Here is a 12,508-nt window from a genome sequence, read left to right on the forward strand (position 1 = left end):
GGGCAGTGACCTCCGGCGACCCCGTAGAATGGCGGGAATGCCCGATACCCTCGCCCAGCCGGTAAGCCACACGCTGGAAGTCAAACACAGCCGCTTCATTGCCCATGCCGCGCCGATCGATGGCGCCGCGGCAGCATTGGCGTTCCTGCAACAGGTGGCCGTAGCCGACGCAACCCACAACTGCTGGGCCTACCGGCACGGCCAGGACTACCGCTCCAGTGACGATGGCGAGCCCGCCGGCACCGCTGGGCGGCCGATCCTGGCTGCGATCGACGGCCAGGGCTTCGACCGGGTGATGGTGGTCGTGACGCGCTGGTTCGGCGGTATCAAGCTGGGCGCCGGTGGACTGGTGCGCGCCTACGGTGGCGCCGCCGCCGAATGCCTGCGTACCGCCCCGCGCTTGCCGCTGGTGGCGATGGCCCGGCTGCAGCTGTTGGCCGGCTTCGAGGATCTGGGCACCCTGCATGCCACCCTTCCCAGCTTCGGCGCCGTGAAGCGCGATGAACAGTTCGATGCCAACGGCGTGTGCCTGCGGGTCGAATTGCCGGCCGATCAGGTCGATGCATTGAAAATCCGCCTGCGCGACGCCACCCGTGACCGTATCCGCATACAAGACGACGACCAGGATGACTGACAAGGACGACGCCCCCGCCTCGGCCCCACCGCTGCGCCGCCTCGGCAGCCTGCGGACGCTGTGGCCGTTCGTGCGCCGCCACAGCGGGCTGTTCACCGCCTGGCTGCTGGCGCTGGCGGTCTCTTCGGCCGCCACGCTGAGCCTGCCCCCCGCCGTGAAGCAGATGATCGACCACGGCTTCACCAGCGGTGGCCAGATCAACCGTGCCTTCGCCCTGCTGATGCTGGTGGCGGTGGTGCTGGCACTGGCAACGGCCGCACGGTTCTTCTTCGTGTCGCTGCTGGGCGAAAAAGTCGTGGCCGACCTGCGCAGCCGCCTGTACGCACACCTGATCCAACTCGGTGCCGGTTTCCATGACCGCAGCCGCAGCGGCGAACTGGTCTCGCGCCTGACCGCTGACAGCGAACTGCTGCGCAGCGTGGTCGGCTCGACCATGTCGGTCGCCCTGCGCAGCAGCGTCACCGTGGTCGGCAGCCTGGCCATGCTGTTCGTCACCAGCCCCAGGCTGGCGGCATGGTCGCTGCTCGGCATCCCACTGGCGGTACTGCCGATCATCATCGGCGCGCGGAAGCTGCGCACGGTTGCACGCAGCAGCCAGGACCGCATCGCCGATGCCAACAGCCTGGCCAGCGAGACGCTGGGCGCCGTGCGCACGGTGCAGGCACATGCACGCGAGCCTTACGAGCGCGGACGCTTCGACAAGGCACTGGGCGATGCCATCGGCGCCGCGCGCCGACGCATCGGTGCGCAGTCGCTGGTCACCGCCAGCGCCATCCTGCTGGTGTTCGGCGCCATCGTTGGCGTGCTGTGGCTGGGCGCGCACGATGTCATCGACGGGCGCCTCAGTGCCGGCACGCTGGGGCAGTTCGTGCTGTACGCGCTGATCGGCGGCGGCTCGGTGGGCGCGCTGGCCGAAGTGTGGAACGAACTGCAGCGTGCAGCCGGTGGCATGGGCCGCATTGGCGAGCTGCTGCAGGAAGACATCGAGATCCGTGCGCCGGCGCAGCCGCACGTTCTGCCGCAACCATTGCGCGGCGAAATCCAGTTCGACGACGTGGTGTTCCACTATCCGCAACGTCCGGACCAGGCCGCGCTGGACCACTTCAACCTGCATGTCCGCCCGGGCGAGACGGTGGCCCTGGTCGGCCCGTCGGGCGCGGGCAAGAGCACGGTGCTGTCGATGCTGCTGCGCTTCCACGATCCGGCCAGCGGCCGCATCTGCGTGGATGGCATCGACGTACGCCAGGTCGATCCGGCCGAGCTGCGCGCGCAGCTGGCGCTGGTGCCGCAGCAGCCGACGCTGTTCGCGGCCAGTGCGCGCGACAACATCCGCTATGGCCGCCTGCAGGCCAGTGACGCCGAGGTCGAAGCTGCCGCGCGTGCGGCCGAGGCCGATGGCTTCCTGCGCGCGTTGCCGCAGGGCTACGACAGTGAGCTGGGCGAACGCGGTGCGCGCCTGTCCGGTGGCCAGCAGCAGCGCGTGGCGATCGCCCGCGCACTGCTGAAGGACGCGCCGATCCTGCTGCTCGATGAAGCCACCAGCGCGCTGGACGCACAGAGCGAGCACAGCGTGCAGCAGGCGCTGGAGCGGCTGATGGCCGGTCGCACCACGCTGGTCATCGCCCACCGCCTGGCCACCGTGCTCAAGGCCGACCGCATCGTGGTGATGGACCAGGGCCGCATCGTGGCCGAAGGTACCCATGCCCAGCTTCTGGCCGAAGGCGGACTGTACGCTGAACTGGCACGACTGCAGTTCATCGATTGATGACGGCCGGCTAACATCGGCCGGACCAAGCTGGCCTCGCATCAGCAGCATCCGCTGAAGGAGGTACGCGATGTCGTTCCGTCAGTTCCCTGCAGTCGACAGCAATGGCGAAAGCCACATCATCATCGAGTTCAAGCCCGAGGCGAATGGCAGCGGGCATCACTCTGAATCCACGCCGCGTTACGAGCTGGATGACGGGCGTCATCTGGTTCGCAATGGCCGCGAATTCACCACCAGCGGTGGCGAACTGCGGTTGATGATCTGGCGCTGCCCACCTTGGTGGGCACTGGCCGTGTCGCCCTGCTCTGGTAGGTGTCGACCTCGGTCGACACGCGCTTTGCCAAGGGCAGTCGAGCAAGGCTCGACTCCACAAGAAGGCGTGATCAATTTTTCACCAAGCATCTTGACAGCCTTGCCTGACAAGGGCTGCGCAGGGTTATCCACACGTTTGCTCAGAAACCATCCACACCGCCTGTGGATGAATTCAGCCCAGCACCCGTCCGATGCCGCTGGCGTCCACGTCGGCCGCGGCCCGGGTGATCGCCGCCGGATCGCTGCCGGCCACGAATCCGATGCGGAAGTGCACTTCACCGCCGGGCGTGCGCGAGGAATGGATCGAAGCCAGGCTGATGCCATGCTGCTCGAACACGTTCAACAGCTCGCGCAGCGAGCCAGGCCGGTCCTCCGGCAGGTGCACCGACAGCGCGTTGCGCTCGGTCAGATCGGCCAGCAGATACCCCACGCGTTCGAACGTGTAGTTGCCATCCGCCAGGGCCTGGTCGCCGAAGGCACTGCGATTGGCTGACAGCAGCTGCTCACGGAATGCAGCCCGTGCGCCGTCGTCGCCCTGTCCGACCTGCACCTGCAGGGCCTGCAGCTGCCCCACCAGCCGCTCCAGCATCGGCGCCACGTACGGGTTGCCGAACTGGATGTCTTCGTAGATCGCCGGATTCAGCGACAGGATGCGCGAGATGATCGCCGTGTCCAGCTCGAACGACGCCGAACGGTACGGCATCATCGCGGCCAGATCCCCCAGCTGCGGCTGGTACTGGCGCAGCACGCCTGCCTGCGCCAGGTGGGTGGCATGCACCATCGCCTGCACCAGCGCCATCATCTGGTCGTGGTGCTGCGGCGTCGCGCGCACGCACTCGGCCTGCAGCGCGGTGCACAGCGTATCGACCCATGCCCGCCAGTGCTGCAGCCGCGCTTCGCAGACCACCATCACCCGCCCCTTCAGGGTCGGCGCCTTGGGTGGCGCGGTCATCGGGTGCAGTCCGACCACTTCGGCCTGCGAGGCCAGCATCGCCTGCACCGGTGCCTCCTTTACCGAGGTCACATCCAGCCACAGCCTGCCCTGCTCGCGGCCCGCCGATTGCCGCACGTACTCGGCGATCAACGCCGGCGTGTGCCGGATCGGTGCCGAGAACACCAGTACATCGGCCTGCGCCAGCAGGTGTTCCGGCGTGTGCGAGTCCGGGTCGGCCGGGTCATGGCCGATCACCTGCAGCTGCAGGTGCTGCTGGAAGAAGCGGCACAGCCAGCGCCCATAGGCACCAGCACTGCCGACGATGCCGACCGTGCGCGGCGTGCGTGGATCCAGGCCGCTCATGCCACGCGTTCAGCGCGGAAGCGCGTTCCTTCGGCCAGCGCCGCCGGCGCGGCAGCGATCACGTCGAACTCCTCGAAGCCGTTGTCCAGGGTCGCCTCCAGCGCCGCATGGGTGCCGGCAATCGCGCGCGAAATCGCCTGCTGCATCGACTCACCGCGCAGCAGGAACGACACCACCAGCGACATCAGCACGTCACCGGTACCGGCCACGTCCACCGGCAGCAGCGGTGAGGTCCAGCGCCAGGTTTCCTCGTGCCCGACCGCCAGGGTGACCAGCTCACCCGGGTTGCCGCCTACGCTGTGCGCGATCACCCAGTGCGGGCCACGATCCAGCAGCGTGCGCGCGGCGGCGATGGCATCGGCCTCGGCCAGTGCCGGCATGCCGGTCAGGCGATTCAGTTCGAAGGCATTGGGCGTCACCAGCCAGGCGTGCGGCAGCAGGCGCTCGGCGAAGATCGCTTCCAGGCCCGGTTCCACGTAGGGTCCGGTATGGGTATCACCGATCACCGGGTCCAGGCAGTAACGCAGCTGTGGGCAGGCCGGCAGGATGTTGTCCAGCCAGTCGGCGAAGGCCGCACCGTTGGCGGTGCTGCCGAAGTAGCCGGACACCAGCATCTTCGCCCGCTGCGGCAGGCCACGCTCGTGGGTACCCAGCAGCAGGTCGGCAAACCAGTCGGCGGGCAGCACGCGGCCCCGCGTAGTGTCGTAGAACGGCGCATTGCTCAGCAGCACGGTCGGGATTTCGGCGACGCGCACGCCCAGTGCGCGCATCGGCGGGACGGCGGCACTGTTGCCGGCGTGGCCGTACACAAGTTGCGACTGGACCGAGATGACATCGATCGGCGACGGCCCATCCGGCCGCTGGCGGCGGCCGTGGACCAGGTGGTTATCAAGGGATTCGCTCATGGCCGCATTCTACGCCCAAGGGAGTTTTCGGCAGGGCTTGCAGCCCTGCACCTGCCGAAGGCGAAGCCGAAGCAAGATCAAGAGCCGCATTCCGTGGGATGGCGGGGCGGTGTGGGTGGTCAGGACCGTTGGTCGGCACATCTGTGGGATACCGAAATAAATCGGGGTCAGATCCGTTTTCCTTCGGAAAACGGATCTGACTCCAAGAGCCGTTCCGACGGATCGCAGGAAACTGTCGAAGGCGGGGTGGGTCCGGTTGCAGGGGTGTCCGCGGCATGGATGCCGCGGCCAAGCCCCCAGGGATGGGTTTACGGCGTCCCCTGCAACCGGACCCACCCCGCCAACCCACGGATAGCCCGCTTCTGCTGTTGACGTTGCCTCTGCAGGTGCAGGGCTGCAAGCCCTGCAAACCCAAACCCCTCAGCGAGCAGCAGGCCGCGACGGCGGCAGCCACGCCGCTACGATGCCCAGCAGCGGCAGGAACGCGGTCAGCTGATAGACGTATTCGATGCTGGTCCTGTCTGCCAGCATGCCCAGCACGGCCGCGCCAAGCCCGCCCATGCCGAATGCAAAGCCGAAGAACAGGCCGGACACCATGCCGATGCGGTGCGGCATCATCTCCTGCGCGTACACCACGATGGCCGAGAACGCCGAGGAGAGCACGAAGCCGATCAGCACTGCCAGCACTGTGGTCCATAGCAGATCGGCGTGCGGCAGCATCAGCGCGAACGGGGCCACGCCGAGGATCGAGGTCCAGATGATCGGCTTGCGGCCGATGCGGTCACCCAGCGGGCCGCCGAGGAAACCACCGGCGGCAGACGCCACCAGGAACGCGAACAGATGCAGTTGCGCCTGTGCCACCGGAATGCCGAAGTGGTGGATCAGGTAGAAGGTGAAGTAGCTGCCGATGCTGGCCATGTAGAAGTACTTGCTGAAGATCAGCACCAGCAGGATCGCCAGCACCTTGGCCACGGTGCGCGACGAATGCCGCGGGGCCATAGACGCGGTGCTGGCCGGACGCGGTGTGCCCAGGTGCAGTGCATACCAGCGGCCAACATAGGTCAGCAGCGCGATGCCGATCAGCGCGGCGCCGGCAAACCATGATGCGGCACGCTGGCCATACGGCACGATCACGGCCGCAGCGATCAACGGCCCCAGCGCGGTACCGAAGTTGCCACCCACCTGGAACACCGACTGCGCGAAGCCATGGCGACCGCCCGAGGCCAGCCGGGCGATGCGCGAGGCCTCCGGGTGGAAGATGGCCGAACCAATGCCGACCATCGCCGCAGCCATCAGCACCACCGCGTAGTTCGGCGCAAAGCCGAGCAGCAGCATGCCGCACAGGGTCGAGGCCATGCCGATCGGCAGCGAGTACGGTGCCGGGCGGCGGTCGGTGGCCATGCCGATCAACGGCTGGAAGATCGACGCGGTGAGCTGGTAGGTCAGCGTGATCAGGCCGATCTGGGTGAAGCTGAGGTTGAAGCCGCCCTTGATCACCGGATAGATGGCCAGGATCAGGGACTGCATCATGTCGTTGACGACATGCGAGGTGGAGATGGCGGCCAGCACGCCGGGAGCCACCGGGCGTGAGGTCGTTGCGGGAGAAGCCAGGGTCGACATGGACACAGTCAGGTTGGGGGCGAGCCACGCATGCTACGGTGGGCCCCCACTCCCTTCTGCCGCGTTCGGGTCATGGCCTATCGCAAAAAGGACACTCCCTGCCCAATCCGCGAGACCGCGCCGTGGAACGAAGTGCCGGTACACCGCCCGGTGACCAGCCGCGCCCGGCACTACCCGCCCGGTACCCACATCGCGCCACACCGGCATCGCCGTCACCAACTGGTCTTCGCCATGTCCGGCCTGATGGTGGTGCGCGCGGACGGTGGCCGCTGGGTCGTGCCCTCCACCCGCGCGATCTGGGTTCCGGCCGGCATGGTGCATGCGGTGGACTGCATCGCCGAGGTGCACATGCGCAGCCTGTACGTGGAACCGGACTTTGCACCGCAACTGCCGGATGGGGCGTTCGCAGTACAGGTGGCGCCGCTGCTGCGCGAACTACTGCTGGCGGCCAGCCTGATCGAGTCCGCGCACGTGGACGACAGCCGCGACGGTCGCGTGGTGCGCCTGCTGCTGGACGAGCTGCACCGCATGGACGTGCTGCCGCTGCACCTGCCCTCGCCCACCGACCCGCGCCTGCAGAGGATCTGCCAGCACATCCAGAAGCATCCCGCCGACGACGCCACGCTGCAGGACTGGGCCCAGGCCCTGCAGGTGGACGTGAAGACCATCCAGCGCCATTTCGCCGGCGAACTGGGCATGACCTTCGGGCAGTGGCGGCAGCAGGCGCGCCTGCTGGCCGCCCTGGAGCGGCTGGCAGTCGGCGACAAGGTCATCGATGTGGCGCTGGCGATGGGCTACGACAGCCCCAGCGCGTTCACCAGCATGTTCAAGCGCCAACTGGGGCAGACGCCCGCGGCGTTTTTCCGCTGATCGCAAACGAAAACGCCGGGCATGGCCCGGCGCTACCGCTCAACGCTTCGGTTGAAAAACTCAGGACGTCATCCGGTCCCAGAAGCCCTTCACGCCATCCATGAACGTCGCCGACTTCGGCGAATGCTTGCGTGCTTCCTCGCCGACAAAGGTGGCTTCGAACTGCTCCAGCAGCTTGCGCTGTTCGTTGGTGAGGTTGACCGGGGTCTCCACCACCACGCGGCAGTACAGGTCGCCCTCGCTGCGGCTGCGCACCGAACGCACGCCCTTGCCGCGCAGGCGGAACAGCTTGCCGGTCTGGGTCTCGGCCGGGATGCGGATTTCCGCTTCGCCGCCGAGGGTCGCCACGCGTACGGTGTCGCCCAGCGCTGCCTGCGAGATGCGGATCGGCACTTCGCAGTGCAGGTCGTCGCCATCGCGCTGGAAGATCGCATGCTCGCGCACGCGCACTTCCACGTACAGGTCACCCGGCGGCGTACCGGCCGGACCGGCCTCACCTTCACCCTGCAGGCGGATGCGGTCGCCGGTATCGACGCCCGCCGGCACCTTCACCGACAGCACCTTGTCTTCCTCGACACGGCCGTTGCCGTGGCAGGTCTTGCAGGGCTTGGCGATGATCTGGCCACGGCCGCCGCAGTTGTGGCAGGCCTGCTGCATGGCGAAGATGCCGCGCTGGATGCGCACCTGGCCGCGGCCATGGCACACATTGCAGGTTTCGACCTTGCCGTCTTCGGAGCCACTGCCATCGCAGTCGCCGCACTCGGCCAGGGTCGGGATCTCGATGCGGCGCTCGACGCCGCGTACCGCTTCTTCCAGGTCCAGCTCCATCACGTAGCCGATGTCGGCGCCGCGACGGGCCTGGCGCGGCCCACCGCCGCCCCCGCCAAAAATGTTGCCGAAGATATCGCCGAAGATATCGTTCATGTCCGGGCCGCCCGGACCACCACCGCCCATGCCGTGCTCGAACGCGGCGTGGCCGTGGCTGTCGTACATGCGGCGCTTGTTGCCATCGGACAGCACTTCGTAGGCTTCCTTGCACTCCTTGAAGGAGGCTTCGGCCGCCGCATCACCCGGGTTGCGGTCCGGGTGGAACTTCATCGCACAGCGACGGTAGGCCTTCTTCAGCTCGTCGTCGGTGGCGGTGCGGGCAACGCCCAGCACTTCGTAGTAATCGCGCTTGCTCATATGGTGAATCTGGTTCCGGAAAGTCGGGATTCGTCAAAGCGGAAGAGCGGAACCAGGTCCGCTCTTGCGTCGGGCGCCCCGACACGCCGGTGGGCGGTCAGGACCCTGATGCGACAACGGGACGCTGATGGCCAGCGTCCCGTGTCGGTCCGGATCAGGACTTCTTGTCGTCCTTGACTTCGGTGAACTCGGCGTCGACCACGTCGTCCTGCGCCTTGCCGGCGTTGCCGGCGTCGGCACCCGGGGCACCGCCCTGGTCGGCCGAAGCAGCGGCGAACAGCGACTGGCCGGCTTCCTCCAGCACCTTCGACTTGGCTTCGATCTGTGCCTTGTCGTCACCCTTCATCGCGGTTTCCAGGTCGGCCAGGGCCGCCTCGACCTTGCCGATGACATCGCCGCCGACCTTGCTGCCGTGCTCGGTGATGGCACTGCGGGTGCCGTGGATCAGGGCATCGGCCTGATTGCGGGCCTGCACCAGCTCCTGGAACTTCTTGTCTTCTTCGCGGTTGGCTTCCGCGTCGGCGACCATGCGTGCGATCTCTTCCTCGGACAGGCCCGAACCGGCCTTGATCTCGACCTTCTGTTCCTTGTTGGTCTTCTTGTCCTTGGCCGACACGTGCAGGATGCCGTTGGCGTCGATGTCGAAGGACACTTCCACCTGCGGCAGGCCACGCGGAGCCGGCTCGATGCCGGACAGGTCGAACTTGGCCAGCGACTTGTTGAAGCGGGCCTGCTCGCGCTCACCCTGCAGCACGTGCACGGTCACGGCCGACTGGTTGTCCTCGGCGGTGGAGAACACCTGCGAGGCCTTGGTCGGGATGGTGGTGTTCTTCTCGATGATCTTGGTGAACACGCCGCCCATGGTTTCGATACCCAGCGACAGCGGGGTCACGTCCAGCAGCAGCACGTCCTTGACGTCGCCGCCCAGCACGCCGCCCTGGATCGCAGCGCCCAGTGCCACGGCTTCGTCCGGGTTGACGTCCTTGCGCGGTTCCTTGCCGAAGAATTCGGTCACCGCCTGCTGCACCTTCGGCATGCGGGTCTGGCCACCGACCAGGATCACTTCGCTGATGTCGCTCGAACGCAGGCCGGCATCGTTCAGGGCGACGCGGCACGGCTCGATCGACTTCTTGATCAGGTCTTCCACCAGTGCTTCCAGCTTGGCGCGGGTCAGCTTGATGTTCAGGTGCTTCGGACCCGAGGCGTCAGCGGTGACGTACGGCAGGTTCACTTCGGTCTGCTGGGCGCTGGACAGCTCGATCTTGGCGCGCTCGGCAGCGTCCTTCAGGCGCTGCAGGGCCAGCGGATCCTTGCGCAGGTCGATGCCCTGGTCCTTGTTGAATTCTTCAACCAGGTACTCGATGACGCGGTTGTCGAAGTCTTCGCCGCCCAGGAAGGTGTCGCCGTTGGTGGCCAGCACTTCGAACTGCTTCTCGCCGTCGACGTTGGCGATCTCGATCACCGAGACGTCGAAGGTGCCGCCGCCCAGGTCGTACACCACGATCTTGCGATCCTTGTTGTCGCCCTTGTCCAGGCCATAGGCCAGCGCGGCCGCGGTCGGCTCGTTGATGATGCGCTTGACGTCCAGGCCGGCGATGCGGCCGGCATCCTTGGTCGCCTGGCGCTGGCTGTCGTTGAAGTAGGCCGGCACGGTGATGACCGCTTCGGTGACCTTCTCACCGAGGAAGTCCTCGGCGGTCTTCTTCATCTTCTCCAGCACCTTGGCCGAGATTTCCTGCGGGGCCATCTTCTTGCCATCGCTGGTCGACACCCAGGCATCGCCGTTGTCATGGGCCAGGATGCTGTACGGGACGTGGGCGATGTCCTTCTGCACTTCGGCGTCGGTGAACTTGCGGCCGATCAGGCGCTTCACCGCGTAGAAGGTGTTCTTCGGGTTGGTGACGGCCTGGCGCTTGGCCGAGGCGCCCACCAGGACTTCGCCGTCCTTGGTGTAGGCGACGATCGACGGGGTGGTGCGATCGCCTTCCGAATTCTCGATGACGCGGGCCTTGCCGCCGTCCATGATCGCCACGCACGAGTTGGTGGTGCCGAGGTCGATACCAATGATCTTGCCCATGGGGGAGACTCCTGAGGATGCTTGTTGGGGTCAGTCCGGCCGTTCGGCCGGTGGATGAATACGATGTGGGGGAGGCTCGTGGAACATTCAAGCCATCTCCCGAACGCTGTGTTTCCGGTCGCCCGGCGCGTTCAGCGTCGGGCCGGGTGACGGGACATTCCCGCCTTCCGGCCCTGGAGGGGTCAGTCGGCGGCCACCACCACCAGCGCCGGCCGCAGCAGGCGCTCGTTGAGCAGGTAACCCTTCTGGAACACGGTCACCACGCTGCCCGGGGCGGCGTCTGGGGCCGGCACCTGGCTGATGGCCTGGTGGTGTTCCGGGTTGAACGGCTGGCCGATCGGGTCCAGCAGGACCAGCCCGTTGTCGGCGGCAACCTTCAGCAGCTGCTTGTAGGTCAGCTCCAGGCCCTCGCGCAGCGGATGCGGGTCATCGCCGGCCGCCTTCAAGCCGGCATCCAGGCTGTCGAACACCGGCAGCAGCTCGCCCAGCAGCTTCTCGTTGGCGAACTTGCGGGCCTGCTCGATGTCACGGGCAACGCGCTTGCGCTGGTTCTCGAGGTCGGCGCGCTCACGCAGCGCATCGGCCTTGATCTGCTCGACCTCGGCGCGCAGGCGCTCCACTTCGTCGTTGACGCCGGCGGCGGCGGCCGCATCGGCGGCAGTCTGCTGGGATTCGATATCTGGATGTTCGTGGTTCATGTCTGGGTCCCTGGCGGTCAGTCTCCGCCTCCACCCACCCTAGTGTGGGCGGGATGCTGCGTTTCAAGCGTCGGATGTTCCAGGAGTGCGCCCGGCTGGCGAAAACGCCGCGCCGAGTACATCGGCAGTAGCCTGGACCAGCGGGATCATCCGGTCGTAGGCCATCCGCTTGGGGCCGATCACGCCCAGCACGCCCAGCACCTGGCCATTGGCGGCATAGGGGGCGGTGACCAGCGAGACCCCCTGCAACGGCATCATCCCGGTCTCTTCGCCAATGAAGATGCGCACCCCCGGGGCCTGGATGGTGCGCTCCAGCAGCTGCAGGATCTCCCGCTTGCTGGAGAACAGCTCGAACAGCTCGCGCAGCCGCTCCAGGTCGGACAGGTCCTGCACCCCCATCAGACGGGTCTGCCCGGCCACCAGCATGTCATCGGCCGCCGGCTGCAGGGCCTGCTCGGCCAGCTCGATGCTGTGCGCCAGCAGCTGCTCCAGCTCCGAACGGGCATCACGCAGTTCCAGCAGCAGGCGGGTGCGGATCTCGGCCATCGGCAGGCCGGCGAAATGCGCGTTGAGGTAGTTGGCGACCTGTTCCAGCTGGCCCGGCGCGAACTCCTGGCGGGTCTCGATGACCCGGTTCTGCACCTCGTTGTCGGCGAACACCAGGATCGCCAGCACCCGGCGCCCGTCCAGCGCCACGAAATCGATCTGGCGGAACGCGAACTGCTCGCGCCGCGGGGCGCTGACCACGCCGACGAAGTGGCTCATCGCCGACAGCAGCTCCGAGGCGCTGCCAAGCAGGGCCTGGGTGCTGCCGCCGCCGGCCAGTTCCTGGCGCAGCCGGGCCAGCTCGCCTTCGCCCGGCGGCTGCATCTGCAGCAGGCTGTCGACGAACACCCGGTAGCCATGTGCGGTCGGGACGCGCCCGGCCGAGGTGTGCGGCGAAGCCAGCAGCCCCAGGTCTTCCAGGTCACCCAGGATGTTGCGGATGGTGGCCGGACTGACCTCCAGCCCGGCCACGCGCGCCAGCGTCTGCGAGCCGACCGGCTCACCGTCCTGGATGTAACGCGCGATCAGCGTGCGCAGCAGATGGCGCGCACGCGGGGCAAGCTGGTCGGGAGAACCGTGCATGGAATCAACCTGTGAGA

General features: G+C 67.1%; 10 protein-coding genes and 1 pseudogene. 4 read left to right on the forward strand and 7 right to left on the reverse strand.

Annotated features, from left to right (window positions below):
* Nucleotides 1-37 precede the first annotated feature (37 nt).
* The 3 genes and pseudogenes from J3A72_RS15525 to J3A72_RS15535 all read left to right on the forward strand — a co-directional run.
* Nucleotides 38-634, forward strand: coding sequence for a YigZ family protein (locus J3A72_RS15525; RefSeq protein WP_032960562.1), 597 nt, complete (start codon nucleotides 38-40; stop codon nucleotides 632-634).
* Nucleotides 627-2,399: an ABC transporter transmembrane domain-containing protein gene (locus J3A72_RS15530; RefSeq protein ID WP_032960563.1), complete on the forward strand. Its 1,773-nt coding sequence runs from the start codon at nucleotides 627-629 to the stop codon at nucleotides 2,397-2,399. The genes J3A72_RS15525 and J3A72_RS15530 overlap by 8 nt, the downstream gene beginning before the upstream one ends.
* A 70-nt stretch (nucleotides 2,400-2,469) precedes the next feature.
* A pseudogene (locus J3A72_RS15535) lies at nucleotides 2,470-2,655 on the forward strand (hypothetical protein); the annotation flags it as partial.
* A gap of 228 nt (nucleotides 2,656-2,883) precedes the next feature.
* Here the strand turns inward: J3A72_RS15535 and J3A72_RS15540 are convergent.
* The 3 genes from J3A72_RS15540 to J3A72_RS15550 form a co-directional block, all read right to left on the reverse strand.
* A complete protein-coding gene (locus J3A72_RS15540; protein WP_140222826.1) occupies nucleotides 2,884-4,008 on the reverse strand; it encodes a prephenate dehydrogenase in 1,125 nt (374 codons plus the stop codon).
* Nucleotides 4,005-4,913: a pyridoxal kinase gene (gene pdxY / locus J3A72_RS15545; protein WP_014646816.1), complete on the reverse strand. Its 909-nt coding sequence runs from the start codon at nucleotides 4,911-4,913 to the stop codon at nucleotides 4,005-4,007. The genes J3A72_RS15540 and pdxY overlap by 4 nt, the downstream gene beginning before the upstream one ends.
* A gap of 420 nt (nucleotides 4,914-5,333) precedes the next feature.
* On the reverse strand, nucleotides 5,334-6,533 hold the full coding sequence (locus tag J3A72_RS15550) for an MFS transporter (protein ID WP_075076181.1): 1,200 nt from the start codon (nucleotides 6,531-6,533) through the stop codon (nucleotides 5,334-5,336).
* A gap of 72 nt (nucleotides 6,534-6,605) precedes the next feature.
* Between J3A72_RS15550 and J3A72_RS15555 the strand changes: the two genes are divergently transcribed.
* Complete coding sequence (locus J3A72_RS15555; RefSeq protein ID WP_014646814.1) at nucleotides 6,606-7,403, forward strand: helix-turn-helix transcriptional regulator; 798 nt, start codon at nucleotides 6,606-6,608, stop codon at nucleotides 7,401-7,403.
* Between the two features lie 60 nt (nucleotides 7,404-7,463).
* Here J3A72_RS15555 and dnaJ read toward each other — a convergent pair whose 3' ends face one another.
* From dnaJ to hrcA, 4 genes are all read right to left on the reverse strand, one after another.
* Nucleotides 7,464-8,588, reverse strand: a complete 1,125-nt coding sequence (dnaJ, locus tag J3A72_RS15560) for a molecular chaperone DnaJ (RefSeq protein ID WP_014036853.1) — start codon at nucleotides 8,586-8,588, stop codon at nucleotides 7,464-7,466.
* Nucleotides 8,589-8,742: 154 nt separating this feature from the next.
* A complete protein-coding gene (gene dnaK / locus J3A72_RS15565; RefSeq protein WP_014646813.1) occupies nucleotides 8,743-10,665 on the reverse strand; it encodes a molecular chaperone DnaK in 1,923 nt (640 codons plus the stop codon).
* Nucleotides 10,666-10,847: 182 nt separating this feature from the next.
* Nucleotides 10,848-11,363: a nucleotide exchange factor GrpE gene (gene grpE, locus J3A72_RS15570; RefSeq protein WP_014646812.1), complete on the reverse strand. Its 516-nt coding sequence runs from the start codon at nucleotides 11,361-11,363 to the stop codon at nucleotides 10,848-10,850.
* Nucleotides 11,364-11,426: 63 nt separating this feature from the next.
* Complete coding sequence (gene hrcA, locus J3A72_RS15575; protein ID WP_075076180.1) at nucleotides 11,427-12,491, reverse strand: heat-inducible transcriptional repressor HrcA; 1,065 nt, start codon at nucleotides 12,489-12,491, stop codon at nucleotides 11,427-11,429.
* Between the last annotated feature and the right edge of the window lie 17 nt (nucleotides 12,492-12,508).

It is taken from the genome of Stenotrophomonas sp. PvP093 (genome assembly GCF_017876915.1).
In the GTDB taxonomy this organism is placed as follows: domain Bacteria; phylum Pseudomonadota; class Gammaproteobacteria; order Xanthomonadales; family Xanthomonadaceae; genus Stenotrophomonas; species Stenotrophomonas muris.

Excerpts from the sequence above, each read along its gene's own strand:
- J3A72_RS15525 (WP_032960562.1), top strand. The coding sequence starts at position 38 with ATGCCCGATACCCTCGCCCAGCCGGTAAGCCACACGCTGGAAGTCAAA.
- J3A72_RS15530 (WP_032960563.1), top strand. The coding sequence starts at position 627 with ATGACTGACAAGGACGACGCCCCCGCCTCGGCCCCACCGCTGCGCCGC.
- J3A72_RS15540 (WP_140222826.1), bottom strand. The coding sequence starts at position 4,008 with ATGAGCGGCCTGGATCCACGCACGCCGCGCACGGTCGGCATCGTCGGC.
- pdxY (WP_014646816.1), bottom strand. The coding sequence starts at position 4,913 with ATGAGCGAATCCCTTGATAACCACCTGGTCCACGGCCGCCGCCAGCGG.
- J3A72_RS15550 (WP_075076181.1), bottom strand. The coding sequence starts at position 6,533 with ATGTCGACCCTGGCTTCTCCCGCAACGACCTCACGCCCGGTGGCTCCC.
- J3A72_RS15555 (WP_014646814.1), top strand. The coding sequence starts at position 6,606 with ATGGCCTATCGCAAAAAGGACACTCCCTGCCCAATCCGCGAGACCGCG.
- dnaJ (WP_014036853.1), bottom strand. The coding sequence starts at position 8,588 with ATGAGCAAGCGCGATTACTACGAAGTGCTGGGCGTTGCCCGCACCGCC.
- dnaK (WP_014646813.1), bottom strand. The coding sequence starts at position 10,665 with ATGGGCAAGATCATTGGTATCGACCTCGGCACCACCAACTCGTGCGTG.
- grpE (WP_014646812.1), bottom strand. The coding sequence starts at position 11,363 with ATGAACCACGAACATCCAGATATCGAATCCCAGCAGACTGCCGCCGAT.
- hrcA (WP_075076180.1), bottom strand. The coding sequence starts at position 12,491 with ATGCACGGTTCTCCCGACCAGCTTGCCCCGCGTGCGCGCCATCTGCTG.